This window comes from Massilia soli, assembly GCF_016809835.1.
Taxonomy (GTDB): Bacteria; Pseudomonadota; Gammaproteobacteria; order Burkholderiales; family Burkholderiaceae_D; genus Telluria_A; species Telluria_A soli.
On record NZ_JAFBIL020000001.1, the window covers coordinates 495181 to 513111 of the forward strand.

At 63.9% G+C, this 17931-nt stretch carries 15 protein-coding genes; 7 read left to right on the forward strand and 8 right to left on the reverse strand.

Annotated features, from left to right (window positions below; all coding sequences use genetic code 11):
* Positions 1-296 precede the first annotated feature (296 nt).
* Positions 297-1352: a hypothetical protein gene (locus tag I4X03_RS02285; protein ID WP_223464985.1), complete on the reverse strand. Its 1056-nt coding sequence runs from the start codon at positions 1350-1352 to the stop codon at positions 297-299.
* A gap of 61 nt (positions 1353-1413) precedes the next feature.
* Here I4X03_RS02285 and I4X03_RS02290 point away from each other — a divergent pair, with 61 nt between their 5' ends.
* Complete coding sequence (locus I4X03_RS02290; RefSeq protein ID WP_223464986.1) at positions 1414-1947, forward strand: hypothetical protein; 534 nt, start codon at positions 1414-1416, stop codon at positions 1945-1947.
* 235 nt (positions 1948-2182) lie between these two features.
* On the opposite strand, the gene I4X03_RS02295 is transcribed toward I4X03_RS02290, so the two are convergent.
* Positions 2183-3346, reverse strand: coding sequence for a hypothetical protein (locus I4X03_RS02295; RefSeq protein ID WP_223464987.1), 1164 nt, complete (start codon positions 3344-3346; stop codon positions 2183-2185).
* A 520-nt stretch (positions 3347-3866) separates the two neighbouring features.
* Between I4X03_RS02295 and I4X03_RS02300 the strand changes: the two genes are divergently transcribed.
* The 6 genes from I4X03_RS02300 (at position 3867) to I4X03_RS02325 (ending at position 12718) form a co-directional block, all read left to right on the forward strand.
* Positions 3867-5156 carry a nucleotide sugar dehydrogenase gene (locus tag I4X03_RS02300; RefSeq protein ID WP_223464991.1) on the forward strand — a complete coding sequence of 430 codons (1290 nt, stop codon included), beginning with the start codon at positions 3867-3869 and terminating at the stop codon, positions 5154-5156.
* 94 nt (positions 5157-5250) lie between these two features.
* Positions 5251-6285 (forward strand): SDR family oxidoreductase, encoded by a 1035-nt coding sequence (locus I4X03_RS02305; protein WP_223464993.1) that lies wholly within the window; start codon positions 5251-5253, stop codon positions 6283-6285.
* A gap of 76 nt (positions 6286-6361) precedes the next feature.
* Positions 6362-7765, forward strand: coding sequence for a TIGR03013 family XrtA/PEP-CTERM system glycosyltransferase (locus I4X03_RS02310; RefSeq protein WP_223465001.1), 1404 nt, complete (start codon positions 6362-6364; stop codon positions 7763-7765).
* A gap of 77 nt (positions 7766-7842) precedes the next feature.
* A complete protein-coding gene (gene prsK / locus I4X03_RS02315; protein ID WP_223465009.1) occupies positions 7843-9918 on the forward strand; it encodes an XrtA/PEP-CTERM system histidine kinase PrsK in 2076 nt (691 codons plus the stop codon).
* 15 nt (positions 9919-9933) lie between these two features.
* The gene (gene prsR / locus I4X03_RS02320; RefSeq protein ID WP_223465010.1) at positions 9934-11295 is read left to right on the forward strand and encodes a PEP-CTERM-box response regulator transcription factor; all 1362 of its coding nucleotides are present in this window, start codon (positions 9934-9936) and stop codon (positions 11293-11295) included.
* A 16-nt stretch (positions 11296-11311) separates the two neighbouring features.
* The gene (locus tag I4X03_RS02325) at positions 11312-12718 is read left to right on the forward strand and encodes a right-handed parallel beta-helix repeat-containing protein (RefSeq protein WP_223465011.1); all 1407 of its coding nucleotides are present in this window, start codon (positions 11312-11314) and stop codon (positions 12716-12718) included.
* Between the two features lie 4 nt (positions 12719-12722).
* Here the strand turns inward: I4X03_RS02325 and I4X03_RS02330 are convergent, their stop codons facing one another.
* From I4X03_RS02330 to I4X03_RS02355, 6 genes are read right to left on the reverse strand one after another with little or no spacing between them, the layout of a single operon-like run.
* Positions 12723-13568, reverse strand: a complete 846-nt coding sequence (locus I4X03_RS02330; RefSeq protein ID WP_223465012.1) for a hydrolase 1, exosortase A system-associated — start codon at positions 13566-13568, stop codon at positions 12723-12725.
* Positions 13565-14398, reverse strand: a complete 834-nt coding sequence (locus tag I4X03_RS02335) for a hydrolase 2, exosortase A system-associated (protein WP_223465013.1) — start codon at positions 14396-14398, stop codon at positions 13565-13567. Before I4X03_RS02335 ends, I4X03_RS02330 begins: the two co-directional genes overlap by 4 nt.
* The gene (locus I4X03_RS02340; RefSeq protein WP_223465014.1) at positions 14399-14644 is read right to left on the reverse strand and encodes an acyl carrier protein; all 246 of its coding nucleotides are present in this window, start codon (positions 14642-14644) and stop codon (positions 14399-14401) included.
* Between the two features lie 11 nt (positions 14645-14655).
* Entirely contained in the window at positions 14656-15711 is a 1056-nt protein-coding gene (locus tag I4X03_RS02345) for a GNAT family N-acetyltransferase (RefSeq protein ID WP_223465015.1), read from the reverse strand.
* Positions 15708-16892: a DegT/DnrJ/EryC1/StrS family aminotransferase gene (locus I4X03_RS02350; RefSeq protein ID WP_223465016.1), complete on the reverse strand. Its 1185-nt coding sequence runs from the start codon at positions 16890-16892 to the stop codon at positions 15708-15710. The genes I4X03_RS02345 and I4X03_RS02350 overlap by 4 nt, the downstream gene beginning before the upstream one ends.
* Positions 16893-16904: 12 nt before the next feature.
* Entirely contained in the window at positions 16905-17924 is a 1020-nt protein-coding gene (locus tag I4X03_RS02355; RefSeq protein WP_223465022.1) for a polysaccharide deacetylase family protein, read from the reverse strand.
* Between the last annotated feature and the right edge of the window lie 7 nt (positions 17925-17931).

Consider the following 17931-nt stretch of genomic DNA (forward strand, 5'->3'; position numbering starts at 1 on the left):
TTCAGGGCGGTGAGTTCCGATACCCTGAAGATTACCCTGCGGGAATAGATTCCGTACGGAAAAAATCAAAAAACAACGCAATTTGCGACCGAATGCAACAGAAAATTAACCATAAAACCATGAATATTATTCGGCAGAAAACTGTGGTTGCCAATTAATTGCCATGTTAATCATTCAAATGACTTTATCACAACGGCGCGCTGGCAGCCGTTCGTTTCAACCGGGCTGGGCCACAATAAAAAAAGCACCGGCGCCCCGAAGGGCGGCGGTGCCAGACACGGCTGCTGCCTTACGAATTAAGGGCGATAGCCGTATACGTTGCTTCCAGTGAAGCGGCGGCTCAGCAGGATCACTGCGCCGTGCGCTTGCGACCATTCCGCAGCCAGATCGTACAGGGTTGGCTTGTCCAAGCCGGTCACAACGTGCCCGGTGGTGGTGACGGTGTTCGCTTCCGGATCGAGGATCATTGCGTGCATGTCAGTACCGCTCACTGGGAAGATCACGATCTTGCCATTAGGCATCATCACCGACGCCATGTTCTTGATATCGAAACCGGCCAGTGCCGGGAAATCGGCCTTCAGATGCTTGGAGCTCTGACCGACATTGGCCAGTGGATGACGCGAATACAAGGTTGTCTCGCCAGCGCCGCCAACCCGGTAAGCCACATCGCCGTTCATGAACATGAAGGAATGCTGCTGTCCGTTGCTCTTTCCCGAAACATTGGTCAGCGTGTACGAGCCGCCAGGGCTCAGGCGGGCCATGTACGAGCCGTCACCGCTGATCCATCCATAGGTCGGATTGAAAGCCAACGGGAATGCGTAGTACGGGGAGCCGACCATTTTTGCCGAATCGCCAATCGTCGCTGCGCGCCAGGTACCCGTGACCACGTTGTAATACCAAACCGGTGGTACGCGGTTAGCAGCGGTCTGCGACGGGTTTTCGAACGTCTTCGGCGCCATCAGTGCGTGGTCGTCGGCATCGTACATTACCTCGAACTCATCGGTTCCCGGAACCATGCGCATGCGGCGATAGGTATGCATCGCCCATGGGCGATTTTTCAGGGCGCTCGACCAGTAGACGCCATTGCCATCCATGCGATAGCCGGCAACCGGGTCCGCATCGTAGTGCTTGACGAACTTGCCATCGCGAGCGCGCCAGCCGTACACGGCGTTGTCCATGTTGGTCACGTGCGTCTCAGCACCGAAAACCCACATGGTCTGGCGTGCCTCGTCCCACACCGTGCCAGCGTGAGCCGACTTGCGGAAGGTCGAAGTATCCGGCGCGCTGACCGACTCTTGCGGCGCGATTGACAGCAACTGGAAGCCCTTGGCACTCCAATTGTGCATCAGCATGCGAACTTCGCCACCCTCTCGGATTGGCGTCTTGGCGGCAACGCCGGTTTCAGGAACTGGCGTGCCAGGCGCCGTCACTGGAGGCGTCGTCGGCGGCGTCGTCGGTGGCGTCGTTGGCGGCGTCGTTGGTGGCGTCGTTGGCGGCGTCGTTGGCGGCGTCGTAGGTGGCGTCGTTGGCGGCGTCGTTGGTGGCGTCGTAGGTGGCGTCGTTGGCGGCGTCGTTGGCGGCGTCGTTGGCGGCGTCGTTGGCGGCGTCGTTGGCGGCGTCGTTGGGGTCGTCGGCCCGCCTGGATTCGACGGAATTGGATCCGTCGGAGGCGTCGTCGTCGGAGGCGTGGTTGGTGGCGTCGTCGGTGGCGGCGTTGTCGGCGTTGTCGGCGTCGTTGGATCCGTCGGCGGCGTCGTCGGCGGCGTGGTAGGCGGAGTCGTCGGCGGAGTCGTCGGCGGAGTCGTAGGCGGAGTCGTTGGCGCTGGCTGGGACGGGCCTGGGGCAGGCGCGGCAACCGCGGAATCGGATCCACCGCCGCCGCCGCAGGACGCGAGCAGCATGACGGCGATCAGTGACAAGGCGCTTCGTTGTGTTGTTTTCATGTGATTAGTCGCTCTAAAAAACGTTGTGCGGCGGCGCTACGGTCTCCGCGGAGATCTCCAACTGTGGAGTTCGGTTTCGAGAATAGTAGCATTTAGATATCAGAGATCTGTTGCGCACGATTGCTGTTACAAAATAATTTCGTATAGAAATGTTAAGTTTCTGTTGACATTAGATTCCAGGCATAAAAAAAGCACCGGCTCTACTACTCCGGTGCTCTCGTCATCAAGGACCTGCGCCGTCAGGGACGATAGGCATAGACCCGGCTGGCGCTGAACCTGCGCGATAGCAGGATGACCGCATTGTGCGCTGGCGACCATTCAGCAGCCTGCTCATACAATGTCGGCTTGTCCATGCCCGTAACGAAATGGCCGGTTGGCGACAGCGTATTGGCGACCGGATCAAGGATCATCGCGTGCATTTCGCTGGCCCGGGCCGGGAAGATCACGATGCGACCGTCCGGCATCATCGCCGAGGCCATATTGGCTACCGTGTATCCCACGAGTTGCGGGAAATCGGCGACCAGGAACTTCTTGCTCAGCGTGATATTACTCAGCGGGTGGCGCGAATACAGCGTGGTGCTGGAGTTTCCGCCTACCCGGTACGCGATGCTGTCCTTGACGAACATATAAGAGTGATACTGGCCATTGCTTTTGCCCGACACGCTGGCCGTACTGTAGGTACCGTTCAAGCTGAGTCGCTTCCAGGTCGAGCCGTCGCCGGTGAACCATCCGTGCACCGGGTCGAATCCGACCGGGTAGGTGTAGGAAGCGCGCACCATTTTCACCGAGCTTCCGAAGCTCTGGTGACGCCAGGTGCCGGTGACCACGTTGTAGTACCACATCGCGGGGGCGCGGTTGGCGCTGGTGTGCGCAGGGTTTTCATACACCAGCGGCGTCATCCCTGCGTGCTCGTACGGGTCGTACACCACCTCGAACTCGTCGGTTCCCGGCACCATCCGCATGCGGCGGTAGGTGTGCATCGCCCAAGGGCGGATCTTGTCGGCGCTCGACCAGTAGATGCCGGCCGCATCCATCCGGTAGCCGCTGCTCGGATCGGCGTCGTACTGCTTGATGAACAAGCCATCGCTGGCGCGCCATCCATACACCGCATTGTCCATCGCGGTCTTGTGGGTTTCGGCGCCGAATATCCACATGGTCTGGCGCGCGTCATCCCAGACGCTGCCGGCATGGGAGGACTTGCCATGCACCGGCGCAGGCGGCGCGGTCGACAGGAGCTCGAACCCCTTGCCGGTCCAGTTCGAGATCAGCTGATGAACCGTACCGCCGGTGCGCAAAGGCGCCTTGGCCGGCTCTGCTGCAATTGCCGACAACGAGGCGGCGCCGCCCGATGCGAGCATGAGTGCCGACAGGACGGGAATTGTGCTGCGGAAGGAAATTTTCATGATGTTCGCTCTAGGAAATTGTTACGACCGATGGCCTGCGGGTGACCCTCAATCATAGACGGGTCCGCCTACTCGAATGATAGCATTTTTATATTGCTAAAAAGGTATAAATAGCAACAAGCGGCGCCGCTGTCGCCGCTCCGGACGCCGTTAAAAAATGTTGCCAGAGTGTTGCGCACGATTGCGCATACAAAACAATTTACATTTGGAAATGCTAAAATTATATGAACTTGGCAGTACAGCTGACGCTTTTCCAGCCGCTGCAGCATCCATGATGCTGCGGTAGAGACTGGGCTGCAGGACCTGCTGTTGCGCGCATCACACGACCGTTTGGTTGTTGCCCGCGCCGCCTCAAACGCGCATGTTCCATTCGTGGAAATGCAAATTTAATATTACTTATGATTATTTGTTGTTTCTTTGGGACAAAATTGCTTGCTGTTTTTGTTGAGGCCGCATAGCGCTTGTGTTACAGTAGAAATTATCATAATTGCAAAATTTAATCTTAAAACGGAATTCGATCATGAACGCAGATGACGTCATCGCAGTAGTTGGACTTGGATATGTCGGGCTGCCACTGGCAGTTGAGTTTGGTAAAAAAAGTGCGACTGTCGGCTTTGACCTTTCGGAAAGCAAGATCGAAAGCTACCGCAAGCATATCGACCCGACGGGCGAGCTGGACACGGAACACCTGCAGGCGGCGAAGCACCTGACCGTCAGCACCGACCCGGCCGTCCTCAAGACCGCCGACTATATCGTCGTCGCGGTCCCGACCCCGGTCGACATCGCCCACAACCCGGACTTCACCCCGCTCGCCGGCGCCAGCAAGACCGTTGGCCTGAACATGAAGAAGGGCGCCATCGTCATCTTCGAATCGACTGTGTACCCGGGCGCCACCGAAGAAGTCTGCATTCCTATCCTGGAAAAGCACTCGGGCCTGAAGTGGAAGGAAGACTTCCACGTCGGCTTTTCGCCGGAGCGCATCAACCCGGGCGACAAGGAACATACCCTGACGACGATCCTGAAAGTGGTCTCCGGCGACGACGCCGAGACGCTCGACAAGATCGCCAAGCTGTATGAATCGGTGATCACCGCCGGCGTCTACCGCGCCTCGAGCATCAAGGTCGCCGAAGCGGCCAAGGTCATCGAAAACACCCAGCGCGACCTGAACATCGCCCTGATGAACGAGCTGGCGATCATCTTCGACAAGATCGGCATCGACACGCTGGAAGTCCTGAAAGCGGCCGGCACCAAGTGGAACTTCCTGCCGTTCCGCCCGGGCCTGGTCGGCGGCCACTGCATCGGCGTCGATCCTTACTACCTGACCCACAAGGCCGAAATGGTCGGCTACCACCCGCAAGTGATCCTGGCCGGCCGCCGCATCAACGACGGCATGGCCAAGTTCGTTGCCGAGAAAACCGTCAAGTCGATGATCGCCGCCGGTTTCAACGTCAAGGGTTCGAAAGTCAACGTCATCGGCCTGACCTTCAAGGAAAACTGCCCTGACCTGCGCAACTCGAAAGTGGCCGACATCGTCTACGAACTGAAGTCCTACGGCTGCGATGTGCACGTCTACGACCCGGTTGCCGACGCCGACGAAGCGATGCACGAATACGGCATCAAGCTGGAAAAGTGGGAAGACCTGCCGCGCGCCGACGCTGTTGTCGCCGCGGTCGGCCACAAGGAACTGCTGGCCCGTCCGCTGGGCGACCTGCAGGACAAGCTCAACGTCGACGGCTGCTTCATCGACGTCAAGTCGCAGTTCGACAAGAAGGCGCTGGTCGAAGCAGGCTACAGCGTCTGGCGCCTGTAACCGCGCATCCTTTTAATGGTTCAAACGAGACTGCCGGCCACGAGCCGGCGGTGTCGTCCGCTCTACGTACGGCACATCACGAAAGAATCACACTGTGAACAGGTTTAACGACGTTCAAGCACAATTGCGCGAGACCCGCCATCACTGGCTGGTGACCGGCGCTGCCGGCTTCATCGGCTCGAACCTGGTCGAGGCCCTGCTCAAGCTGGGCCAGCGCGTCACCGGCCTGGACAACTTCGCCACCGGCCACCAGCACAACCTCGACCAGGTACGCGAACTGGTGGGCGAGCAGGCATGGGCCAATTTCAGCTTCATCAACGGCGACATCCGCCAGGGCGCCGATTGCACGCGCGCCTGCGCCGGCGTGGATTACGTGCTGCACCAGGCCGCCCTCGGCTCGGTATCGCGCTCGATCGACGACCCGGTCGCCACCAATGAGACCAACGTCACCGGTTTCCTGAACATGCTGGTCGCCGCGCGCGACGCCAAGGTGAAGCGCTTCGTCTACGCCGCGTCCAGCTCGACCTACGGCGACCACCCGGCCCTGCCGAAGGTGGAGACCACGATCGGCAATCCGCTGTCGCCATACGCGGTCACCAAATATGTCAACGAGCTGTATGCCGACGTGTTCGCGCGTACCTACGGCACCGAGGCGATCGGCCTGCGCTACTTCAACGTGTTCGGCCCGCGCCAGGACCCGCATGGCGCCTACGCCGCGGTGATTCCGCAGTGGGTGGCCGCGCTGATCGAAGGACGTACCTTGCGCATTAACGGCGACGGCGAGACCAGCCGCGACTTCTGCTTCATCGACAATGTCATCCAGGCCAACCTGCTGGCGGCAACCAGCGCAAGCGAAGCGGCCAACCAGGTCTACAACGTGGCGCTCAATGAACGCACCAGCCTGAACCAGCTGCACGAGATGATGCGCGCGATCCTGGTGGTGCAGTTCCCGCACCTCGAAAACCACAAGCCTGACTACGTCGATTTCCGTGCCGGCGATGTGCGCCACTCGCAGGCCGACATTTCGAAGGCCCAGACCATGCTCGGTTTCGCACCGACCCACCGCATCGACGAAGGCCTGCAGCAAGCCATGGCCTGGTATGTACGCAACCTGACGCAAACAAAGTAACCCGTTTTTCTGGACGGCGTCCCGGCCACGCCGTCGTCCGTTACCAGTAAAAGCAAGAGAAATTCTGGAGGATAAAGTGCTAAAAATCTCAAATCACTACGTGTCGAAGATCGTATTCGTCCTGCTGTTCGTCGAAGTGCTGGTGCTCGTTGGCGCCGCCTACGCGGGCGCGGCGGTGCGTTTCCTCGGCCTCGAGGATGGCGGCGCGGTACCTGGCATTGACCATTTCTTCATGTCGGCGCTGGCCTTCGCGGCTGCCATCATCTTCTCGATGAGCGCAATGGGAATGTATCAGCTGAACTTCTCGGAAGGCCTGCGCAACCCGTTCTTCAACAAGCTGATGCCGTCATTCGCGATCGGTTTCGTACTGCTGACCCTGCTGTTCTACGTGGCCCCGGAAATCCAGATCGGCCGCGGCCTGCTGCTGGTGGTGTTCCTGATCGCCGGCGTCGGCATCCTGGTCGCCCGCACCATCTTCTTCAAGACCTCGGAACTGCGTTTCCTCGAGTCGCGCATCCTGTTTATCGGCAGCGGCGCGCTGGCCAAGGAATGCGCCGACCTGGCCATGCAGGACACCAGCTATCACAAGTACGACATCGCCGGCTTCATCCCGATGCCGCAAGAAGACCTGCTGGTGCCGGCCGACCGCCTGATGACAATGAAGGAAGGCCATTCGCTGGCATGGGTGGCGCAGTCGCACAACGTCAAGGAAATCGTGGTGTCGGTCGAGAACCGCCGCTCCGGTTTCCCGATCCAGGAACTGCTCGACTGCAAACTGCAAGGCATCAAGGTGACCGATGCGGCCACCTTCTTCGAGCGCGAAACCTGCCAGATCCGGGTCGACTCGCTGCAGCCAAGCTGGCTGGTGTTCGGCGGCGGCTTCGACCAGAGCTTCGTGCGCGCCTTCATGAAGCGCTCGTTCGACCTGATCTGCTCCGGCGCGATCCTGCTGGCGACCTTCCCTGTCATGATGATCACCGCGCTGCTGATCTACATCGAAGACCGCGGCCCGATCTTTTACCAGCAGGAACGCGTTGGCAAGGATGGCAACAGCTTCAACGTGCTGAAGTTCCGCAGCATGGGCATCCACGCTGAAAAAGGCGGCCAGCCGCAGTGGGCCGCCCAGAACGACCCGCGCGTCACCCGCGTCGGCAACTTCATCCGCAAGACCCGTATCGACGAGCTGCCGCAGATCCTCAACGTGTTCAAGGGCGAGATGTCGTTCGTCGGCCCGCGCCCGGAGCGGCCTTACTTTGTCGAACAGCTGGCCGAGGTTGTTCCCTATTACAATGTCCGCCACAGCATCAAGCCAGGCATCACCGGCTGGGCGCAGGTCCGCTACGGCTACGGTTCATCGGCAGAAGATGCATTGCAAAAATTGCAGTACGACCTGTATTATGTGAAAAACAACAGTTTGTTCCTCGACATCCTGATCCTGATCGATACGCTCAAGGTCGTCCTGTTCCGCAGCGGCCGCTAAAACGGGGCAGGCGAGGCAGTCAACCACTTTTCCAGAAAGCCAATGCCTACAATGGCTGTTGAGATGGACGGTTCACGTTGACCAGCATCGCTATCATTAGCTACGCCGTGTGCGCGGCGGCGTTCGCGTTGCTGGCCCTGCTGCTGCTCACGCGCTGGCGCGCACGCCCACAAAGCCGGGTGCTGGGCGCCGCCTGCCTGCTGTCGGCCGCATGGAGCGCCACCGTCGCCTTCCAGGCCGCCGGTTTTACCGACCTGGCCAAGTGGGCCAACACCTTCGGCATCCTGCGCAGCGCCGGCTGGTCGGCCGTGCTCGTCCTGCTGATTGGTAACTATCGCAAGGAAAACAGCCGCCTGCCGTTCGGCCTGTCCCCAACCCTGTGGGCCGGCATCGGCTTCTACCTGGTGTTCGCCGTCGGCACCGCGATCAGTGTCTGGGATATCAATTCGGTCATCGAGGGCGGCTTCATGCCGGCGGTGGCGGCGCGCGTCGGCATGGCGGTGCTGGGCATGTTGCTGGTCGAGCAGCTGTACCGCAACAAGCCGGTGCAGGAACGCTGGGCCATCAAGTTCGCCTGCCTGGGCATCGGCGCCATCTTCGCCTACGATTTCTACCTGTACAGCGACACCATGCTGTTCCAGCAGATCAACCCGGACATCTGGGCCGCGCGCGGGATCGTCAACGCGCTCACGGTGCCGCTGCTGGCGATCTCGATCGCGCGCAGCAGTTCATGGTCGATCGACCTGGCGGTGTCGCGCCGCGTGATGTTCCACTCGGCCGCCCTGTTCGGCTCCGCGATCTACCTGCTGGCGATGGGCTCGGCGGGATACTACCTGCGCTATTTCGGCGGCAGCTGGGGCAGCGTGATGCAGGTGTCGTTCCTGTTCGGCGCGCTCGTCCTGCTGATCGGCATCCTGTTCTCCGGCACCTTCCGCGCCTGGCTCAAGGTATTCATCTCCAAGCACTTCTACAGCTACAACTACGACTACCGCGAAGAGTGGCTGCGCTTTACCCGCACCCTGTCGGAACACGGTCCAGGGCTGGGCGAGCGCGCGATCCAGGCGGTTGCCGCGCTGGTCGAAAGCCCGGGCGGCGCCTTGTGGCTGCGCCGCGAAGGCGGCGCTTGCGTGGCGGCCGCCAGCTGGCACGTGCCGCTGCCGCAAGAGGCCGAGCCGGCCGATTCGCCGTTCAGCGTCTTCATGGAAGAGCGCGAATGGGTGTTCGACCTCAATGAATACGACGAGAGTCCCGAGATGTACGACAGCGTCGCCCTGCCCGCCTGGCTGCGCAGTTTCCCGCGCGGCTGGCTGGTGGTGCCGCTGATCTTGCAGGGCAAGCTGTTCGGTTTCGTGGTGCTGCAACAGCCGCGCAGCAAGATCAGCCTGAACTGGGAAGTGATCGACCTGCTCAAGATCGCCGGCAGCCAGGCGGCCAGCTACCTGGCCCAGGAAGACGCGGCCAACGCGCTGATGGTGGCGCGCCAGTTCGAGTCATTCAACCGCATGTCGACCTTCGTGGTGCATGACCTGAAGAACCTGGTATCGCAACTGTCGCTGCTGACCTCCAACGCCGAGAAGCACAAGGACAACCCCGAGTTCCAGCGCGACATGCTGGAAACGCTCGACTTCTCGGTGCAGAAAATGCGCCTGCTGCTGCAAAAGCTTGGCCGCAGCGCGTCGCCGGAACACCCGTCGCCGCTGCAGCTCGACCAGGTGCTGCGCCAGGCGGTGGCCGGCAAGGCCGCGTTCGAGCCGCGGCCGCTGCTCGACATCGCCGACCCGGGGCTGCGCGTGGTGGCCGACCGCGAGCGGCTCGAACGGGTGGTTGGCCATTTGATCCAGAACGCGATCGAAGCGACCGCGCGCGATGGCCAGGTCGCGATCCGGGTCGAACGCCGCGGCGACGGCGCCCAGGTATCGATCAGCGATACCGGCGAAGGCATGAGCGAAGAATTCATCCGCGAGCGCCTGTTCAAGCCATTCGAGTCGACCAAATCGGCCGGCATGGGCATTGGCGTGTTCGAAAGCCGCGAATACATCTCCGAACTGGGCGGCAAGCTGGAAGTCACGAGCAGCCAGCCCGGCGGAACCACTTTCAAGATTTTGCTGCCGCTGTTCCGCGCTGAAGCGGCTAGCATCGATATCGCCGCGTAAGGCAAGAGGATCGTTGTGACCATACCTAAACAGAAGCTGTTAATCATTGAAGACGACCCGGGCCTGCAAAAGCAGCTGCGCTGGAGTTTTGACGCCTACGACGTGGTGGTGGCGGGCGACCGCGAAGCGGCGCTGGCGCAGATCCGCCGCCATGAACCGGCGGTGGTGACGATGGACCTGGGCCTGCCGCCCGACCCGGACGGCGCCACCGAGGGCCTGGCCACGTTGCAGCAGATCCTGGCGCTGGCGCCGGAAACGCGGGTGATCGTCCTGACCGGCAACCAGGACCACGAGAACGCCGTCAAGGCGATCGCGATGGGCGCCTACGACTTCCACCAGAAGCCGTGCGACCAGGAAGTGCTTGGCCTGGTGCTGCAGCGCGCCTTCTTCCTGCACGCACTGCAGCAGGAAAACCGCCGCATGCAGCAGTCGCAGGCCGATTCGCCGACCGCCGGCATCATCACCCGCGACGCCGGCATGATGAAGGTTTGCCGCAACTTGGAAAAAGTCGCCCCGACGTCGGCCTCGGTCATGGTGCTGGGCGAGAGCGGCACCGGCAAGGAAGTGCTGGCGCGCGCGCTGCACAACCTGTCGCCGCGCGCAAACAACCGCTTCATGGCGATCAACTGCGCCGCGATTCCCGAGAACCTGCTCGAGAGCGAGCTGTTTGGCTACGAAAAAGGCGCCTTCACCGGCGCCGCCAAACAGACCAAGGGCAAGGTCGAGCTGGCCCACGGCGGCACCTTCTTCCTCGATGAGGTGGGGGACCTGCCGATGTCGCTGCAGGCCAAGCTGCTGCGCTTCCTGCAGGAGCGCGTGATCGAGCGGGTCGGCGGCCACGAAGAGATTCCGGTCGACGTGCGCATCGTCTGCGCGACCCACCAGAACCTAAAGGAACTGGCCACCACCGGCCGCTTCCGCGAAGACTTGTACTACCGCCTGTCCGAGATCGTCGTCACCATCCCGCCGCTGCGCGCGCGCGTGGGCGACGCGGCGCTGCTGGCGCACCACTTCAAGAACAAGTTCTGCGCGTCCGAATCGCGCAGCGGCCTGCACTTCTCCAGCGAAGCGATGGATGCGATCGAAAGCTACCAGTGGCCGGGCAATGTGCGCGAGATGGAAAACTGCATCAAGCGCGCGGTGATCATGGCCGATGGCCCGCACATCATGGCCGACGACCTCGGCCTGTCGGGCGCCGCGCTGCCGGACGAGCCGCTGAACCTGCGCCAGGTGCGCGACGAGGCCGAGCACAAGGCCATCGTCAAGGCGCTGGCCCGGGTCGACGGAAACATCGTCAAGGCCTCCGAACTGCTTGGCATCAGCCGTCCGACGATGTACGACCTGATGAGCCGGCACGGCGTCAAGACGGGTGCCTAAAACCAGGACCCTTGTGGTGCTGGGCTTGGTGGCGCTGGCCGGCGTGAGCGCCGCGGCAGCCGGCACGCTGTGGTTCCTCGACAGCCGCGGCATCACGCCGCGCGCGCTCTCGCCGTACGTCGCCAAGCGCAGCTCGGGGCACAACGACGCGATTGAACAAACCGGCAGGTGGATGCAGCGCACCTTGATGGCGCTCGACCGCGGCAGCCCGTACGCGGGCGACGACACGCTGCTCACGCTGCGCGCTGGCGGCCTTGCGCCGGTGGCGCCGGTCCAGGCGCTGCGTGCGGTGGCAGTGGCCGACACGGCTGCGCTGCGCGCGGCGATGGCGGCGGCATTGCCGGGCGATGTGATCACGCTGGCGCCCGGCGACTACGCTGTCCCGCGCGGCGAACTGGCGGCACGCCGCCCCGGCGCCGAGGGAAGTCCGATCGTGGTGCGCGCCGAGCAGGCCGGGACGGTCACCATCGCGATGGGCATCGCCGAAGGCTTCAAGGTGACGGCTCCCTACTGGACGTTCGAGAACCTGACCATTCGCGGCGTCTGCAAATTCCAGCTGTTCTGCGAACACGCCTTCCACGTCGTCGGCGATGCCGGCCATTTCACGGCGCGTAACAATACGGTCGTCGATTTCAATTCGCACTTCAAGATCAATGCGCGGCGCGGCAAGTTCCCCGATCACGGCGCCATCATCGGCAACACCATCACCAACACCACGATCCGCGATACCAGTACCTCGGTGACCCTGATTGACCTGGTCTCGGGCAGCGACTGGACCATCCGCGGCAACGTGATCACCGATTTCATCAAGGGCGGCAGCGACCGGATCAGCTACGGCGTATTCGCCAAGGGCGCCGGTGCGCGCAATATCCTCGAACAGAACATCGTCATCTGCGAGCACCTGCTGCGCGGCCCGGGGCAGCGGGTCGGCATGTCGCTGGGCGGAGGCAGCACCGGCAAGCAGTACTGCCGCGACGCCCGCTGCCTCACCGAACAGGAAGACAGCGTAATCCGCGCCAACCTGATCGCCTCGTGCTCGGACGACGGGATCTATCTCAACAGCGCGGCGCGCAGCGTGGTCAGCCACAACACCGTGCTCGATACGGGCGGTATCGTGGTGCGCTTTGCCACCAGCAGCGCCGATGTCGAAGGCAACCTGGTGGACGGCGCGATCCGCAGCCGCGATGGCGGGGTTGTCCGCGCGAACGATAATCTCGACACCAGCATCCCGTCCCTGTATGCGGGACGCCATCCAGTGCGCGAGATGTTCAGCGGCGTGTCGGTGGCCGCGCTGGCATGGGATGGCGCGGCGCCGCGCCGCAAGCAGGCGCCTTCGCAGCCGGCGCCCGACCTGTGCGGCGTTCAGCGCCCGGCGCTGCCCACGTATGGCGCGTTCGAATCGCTGGCGGCCTGCAAGCGCTGAAGCATCACCAGCAAGCGAGCCACTGCGCCGTGACCTGCGCGACCTGGTCGCGCCAGGCGCGCCGCGAGAATGTGTGATCGGCATCCGGCAGCACCTGGCGGCTCACCTGCGGCCGGGCCAGCAGCGACTTCCATTCGGGCGACGATTTTTCCATCTCCAGAAATTCCTGTGCGGTCAGGTCGATGCCGCTGGTCAGCAGCAGCACCCGCCCCTTGAATTGCGCCAGCCCGCCACGCATGCGCTCGCGCAGCGGCGGCGCAGCACACGCGCCGCCCGTTGCCGGCGCTGCAGCCGCCGCGCCAAGCAAGCGCGCGAACGAGCCGAGTGCACTGGCGGCGTTGAACCGCCCGCTGAACATCTTCTTCCAGAACGCCGGCTCCAGCAGGCGGCGCCGATAATAGTGCTTCAGCGTGGTCTTCGCGATGCCCTCGGCGCTGCGCGCCCAAGGGTTGGCCAGCACCACGCCGGTCACGCGCGGATCCTGCGGCGCGTAGAACAAAGCCGCCGACGCGCCATCGCACAGGCCCCACAGAACCACTTCGCTGACGCCATATCCGCCGCCAGTGAAATGGTCGATCGCGGCGCGCAGGTCGTCATCGATGTCGTCGAACGGCTGGGGGGCGCCGGCGCTGTCGCCCATGCCGCGGTAGTCGAAACGCAGCACCGGCGTGCCCTGCATCGCCAGTTCGCGCGCCAGCAAGGTGAACTGGCGGTGGCTGCCGACCCGGTATTGCGGGCCGCCCACAACCACGATCACGCCACGCTTGTTCGGCTGCGCGGGCAGGCTCGCGACGCCGAACAGCCACTCGCCCTGGCATTGGAAGCGCAGCGCGCGCTGTTCGATCGTCATCCGCGCAGTCCCTCGAACACGGCGCAGGTAGCGTCGAGCAGTGCCTCGCTCTCGCTGATTTCCTGGGTTGACCAGAACGCCGGCCCGGCCACAGCGGCCGCCGCCACTGCGACGCCATCCGCGCGCCACGCCTCGACGGTACGCGCGGCGGCAGGCGGCAGTGGCCGCGCCGCGTCGCCGACCATCTCGAACCAGTGAACCGGAACCGCCGGCGCCAGCGCACGCAATTCGAGCGCGGCCAGGTCGCCCGCGAGAGCCCCGGTAATTTCATAGCCGCCGATTTCCAGCGTCTCGCCCGCCGCCAGCGCGGCGCGCAAGGCGGCGGTGCCGGGCGCAGGCGCGCCGTCGGCGAGCGCCATGCTGCCAGCCAGTTTCAGGCGCAGCAATTGGGTGATGAAAGCGTCGCCGCTGGCCAAGGGCTGCCACAGCACGATGCCGTCGATACCGGCGCGGCTACGCGCGAGGTCCAGCGCCAGCAAGGCGCCCATGCGAAGTCCGAGCAGATACAGGGGTGCATCGAGGCGCGCGGACAGCCAGGCGGCGCCCGCTTCCAGGTCGGCCTGCCAGCCGGCCCAGCGCACGTCGCGCAAGTCGCCGTCGCTGTCGCCGCAGCCTTCCAGGTCAAGCTGCAGCACGCCGAAGCCAAGCGCCGCCAGCCGCCTCGCCTGCAGGGCGACCATGCGGCGCGACTTGTTCATCTCGTCGCCGAACGGCGGCGCGATCAGCACGGCGCCGCCGCACTGACCTGCCGGTGGATGGAAAACGCAGAAGCGCCGGCCAGCTGGCGTTGCCAGGAAGAGCGGCTCGGCGGCCACGTTCTCCGCCCGCATTTACTTGGCTTTTTCGGCGACAAAATTCGCCAGGCTGCCCAGCGTGGCGAAGGTGCGCGCGCTGATCTCGTCGTCGTCGACGGTGATGCCGAACTGCTCTTCGAGAGCGCCGATGACGTTCACCACCGCCATCGAGTCCAGTTCGGGCAGGCTGCCCAGCAGCGGTGTGTCGGCGTCCATCTCGGCTTCCGCGCCGGACAGGCACAGCACATCAATCAGGAGTCGTTTAACGTCGTCGAGGTACATGATCATTTTCTTCAGTCTGAAGCGGGGCCGGTATCCGGCCGCGCTGCCTGGCGCCGCGGACGGGCTTTCAGGAGTTGTTTGAGGGCGCCGAGGACAGGCCAGCGGAACGCGGTGACATGGTACATCGTACGTACCTCATCAGTCCAGCGGGTGTGCCACTCCATCACCTTGCCATAGAACTCGATCGCGCGCACCGCGCCGCCGTCGAACAGCGCGCGGAACTGCTCTTCGCGCATCAGCAGCGTCGGCGACAGGCCTTGCGGCGCGGCCGCGTCATATGCGGTCTTGAGGATGATCACGGTACCGTTCACCGCCAGGCACAAGTCCATCGCCACCAGCTGGTCGCCAAACCAGTAACGGTAGATGCGGCCCTCGCCGCGCGCGCAGGCCGACTCGAACAGCGCGCGATAAAAGCGGCCCTGCGCGGTCGATGTATGCACCGCGGTGCCCTGGCCGGCCTTCCAGCCCGATTGCTCCAGCCGCGCGTAATCGTCGATCGCCGCCGCCGCGTCACTGGCCCCGGTCACCACGTCGATGCGGGTGGCGATGCCTTCGCGCGCAAGACGGGTGCGCTGCTTTTTGAGGTTGGCGCGCAGGTTCTTGCCGCGCGCCGCCCAGTAGTCGTCGAAACTGCCCGCCACCGTCACGCGCGCGGTGGCGATATAGTCCATCGTCGACAGCGCGCCAGCGCCCGCCGGCCGCGTTTCCAGCGCTGGATCGCGCTGCAGCAGGCTCACCACCAGCGGAACGCCGGGCAAGGCGCGCATCAGTCCCGCCATCAGCGCGGCGGTGTCGAGGCCGGGCTGCTGCAGCCACATGCCGACCGGCGCCTGCGACGGCTGGAAGGTTTCCCAGGCCGTAGCGCGGCGCCGCGTCAGCAGCGCCATCGCGACCGTCTCGCCGCCGTGCTCGCAATGCGCGAGTACTTCATCCTTGCCAAAATGCGCCAGCAGCGGCGTGACAAATTCCGGCTCCAGCAGCGGCGTGGCCAGCGTGGCCGCGTTCAGCGCCCGCCACTGCGACGCATACTGGGCGAACGACGCCGCCGGGGCGATGGTCCATTTCATTTGGCGCCCACCACGGAACGGATAGTCGCAATCATCCAGTCCAGCTCGGCCTTCGACAGCTCCTGATGGCATGGGAAACCGAACACGCGGCGCGACAGGTCGGCGCTATGCTGGCACACCGAGGAATCAACCCCGGGCCATAGCTTTTCAGCGAAGCGGATTACCGGAACGCCAGCCATCTTCAGCGGCGCGAACATCCGCTCAGGTTCGGCCGCGATAACCGGAAACGCCCACGGATACACGTCGGCAGGCAGCTCGGCGAATAGCGGCGGCATGCCCGGCACATCACGCAGCGCCGCCTCAAGTGCCAGGTAATTGGCGCGCCGGCGCTGGGCAATGCGCCCGCGCGCGGCAAACCGCAGCACCAGCCGCGAAAACAGCGCCGAGCGCTTGTTCAACCAGCGCGGATCGAAGTCGTAGCTGCTGTCGGACGATGACGGCGTGATGGCGGCAGCCGGTGCGGCGCCGTCCTTCCTGCGCTTGAGCAGGTTCCAGAGCCGCGCCTTGAGGGCAAGCGGCAGGCGCGCGAGCGGCAGGCGGCCGTATTCCACGCCCCGTTCGACGGCGGCAAGCGCCGCCTTCAGTTCGAAACCGCGCCCGGCGGAATCAAGACTCACCGCGTCCAGGCTGTGGCGCGCCGAGACCAGGCAGCCGCCCTCGTAGATCGGTAAAAACTTCATGCTGCTGCCGATCGCGTAGTCGCCGAACGACCCGAGCGGCTGGCCGGCGCTGGCGCCAAAGAAGCTGTGGGCGCAGTCCTCGACCATCGCCAGCGCATGGCGGTCGCAGAATGCGCGTATCGCCGCCAGGTCCTGGGGAAACCCGAAGTAGTTGACCGCCACCAGTGCGCGCGCACCGGCCAGCTTGCCGGCGATGTCGTCGAGATCAACCGAGGCATCGGCGCGTATCCGGTAAAACACTGGCACGGCGCCGGCGGCCACGATCGGCGGAATCATCGACAGGCTGTGGTACGCCGGCACCAGCACGCGCTCGCCCGGCTTCAGGCCGATCGCGCGCATGGCCAGCGCCAGCGCGATGCGGCCGCTGGTGACAAGGCGCACCGCGCCGGTATCGGTCATGGCGCTGATGTGCGGCGCGCGTGCGCCAAGCAGTGCGGAGCAAGATAGCACCGGCGTCACCGGCACCTGCGCCCTCGGGAAGGGTTGAGCGTGGCTGGGCATGGCGCCGGCCGGTCAGGCCGCGTTGACCGTGCGGGTCAGGTTCTGGATCATGCGCAAGGTGAAGCGCAGCTGGCCTGCGCCCTCCGGCGTAAAGCGCGGCAGCTGGAACAGGTCGGCCCGCGGCGCGGCAGCGCCCCAGGCGGTCGACACAGCCGCTTCGAAACCGGCGGCCCTGACCATCTCGACATGCTCGGCGCGGTAGTCGCGGTGCGGCTTGCCGTTCGGGTAAGCGAACCAGCGTACCGGCGCGCCAGTGATGTCCTCGAGCTGGCGCTTGCAACCGCCAATCTCCTCGCGCGCCGCGTCGGGCGACATGTTCGACAGGATAGGATGGTTGACCGTGTGCGCGCCGATTTCCATCCCTGCCTGGTGCAGCGCACGTACCTGGGCCGAAGTCATCATCAGGTCGCCCGGCGGGCCGTCCGGCAGCATGCCGCACAGGCGGTCGACCTGGGCTTCGCGCGCCGCCAACGGCAGGTACTTGAGCGATTCGAGCAGCATGTCGATCGCGTCCTGGCGCGCCTTCACCGTGTCGAGCGTCAGCTGGCCGTAGCCCAGGCTGCGCAGGTCGAGCGAATCGGGCGCGGTGCGGATCACTTCGATGACCTTGTCGTTCCACATGCGCCCGCCATTCAGGAAACCGGTCGCCAGGAAGAAGGTGGCTGAAATGCCGTGCTTGAGCAGGATCGGCAGCGCCACTTCGACATTGTCGGCGTAGCCGTCATCGAACGTGATGCAGGCTGCGCCGCGCGGCAGGGTGCCCTTGCGCAGGCCTTCAACGGCCTGGCTCAGCGAGATGATCGTAAACGCCTGGCCGAGCTGGGTCAGCTGCTCATCGAAGCGCGCCGCATCGAGCTCGCTGGGGAACAGCGGATCCGCTTCCGGACGCACGCGATGGTAAATCAGGATCGACAGCCGGTTCCTCAGGCTGGTCGCCACCACCGCCTGCATCAGCAGGCGGCTGGCGAGCGAGTGAAGCAGGGAATCCCTGCGGCCTGGCACGGCGATGGAAGTTGATCCCGCAAACGGCATTCGTGAG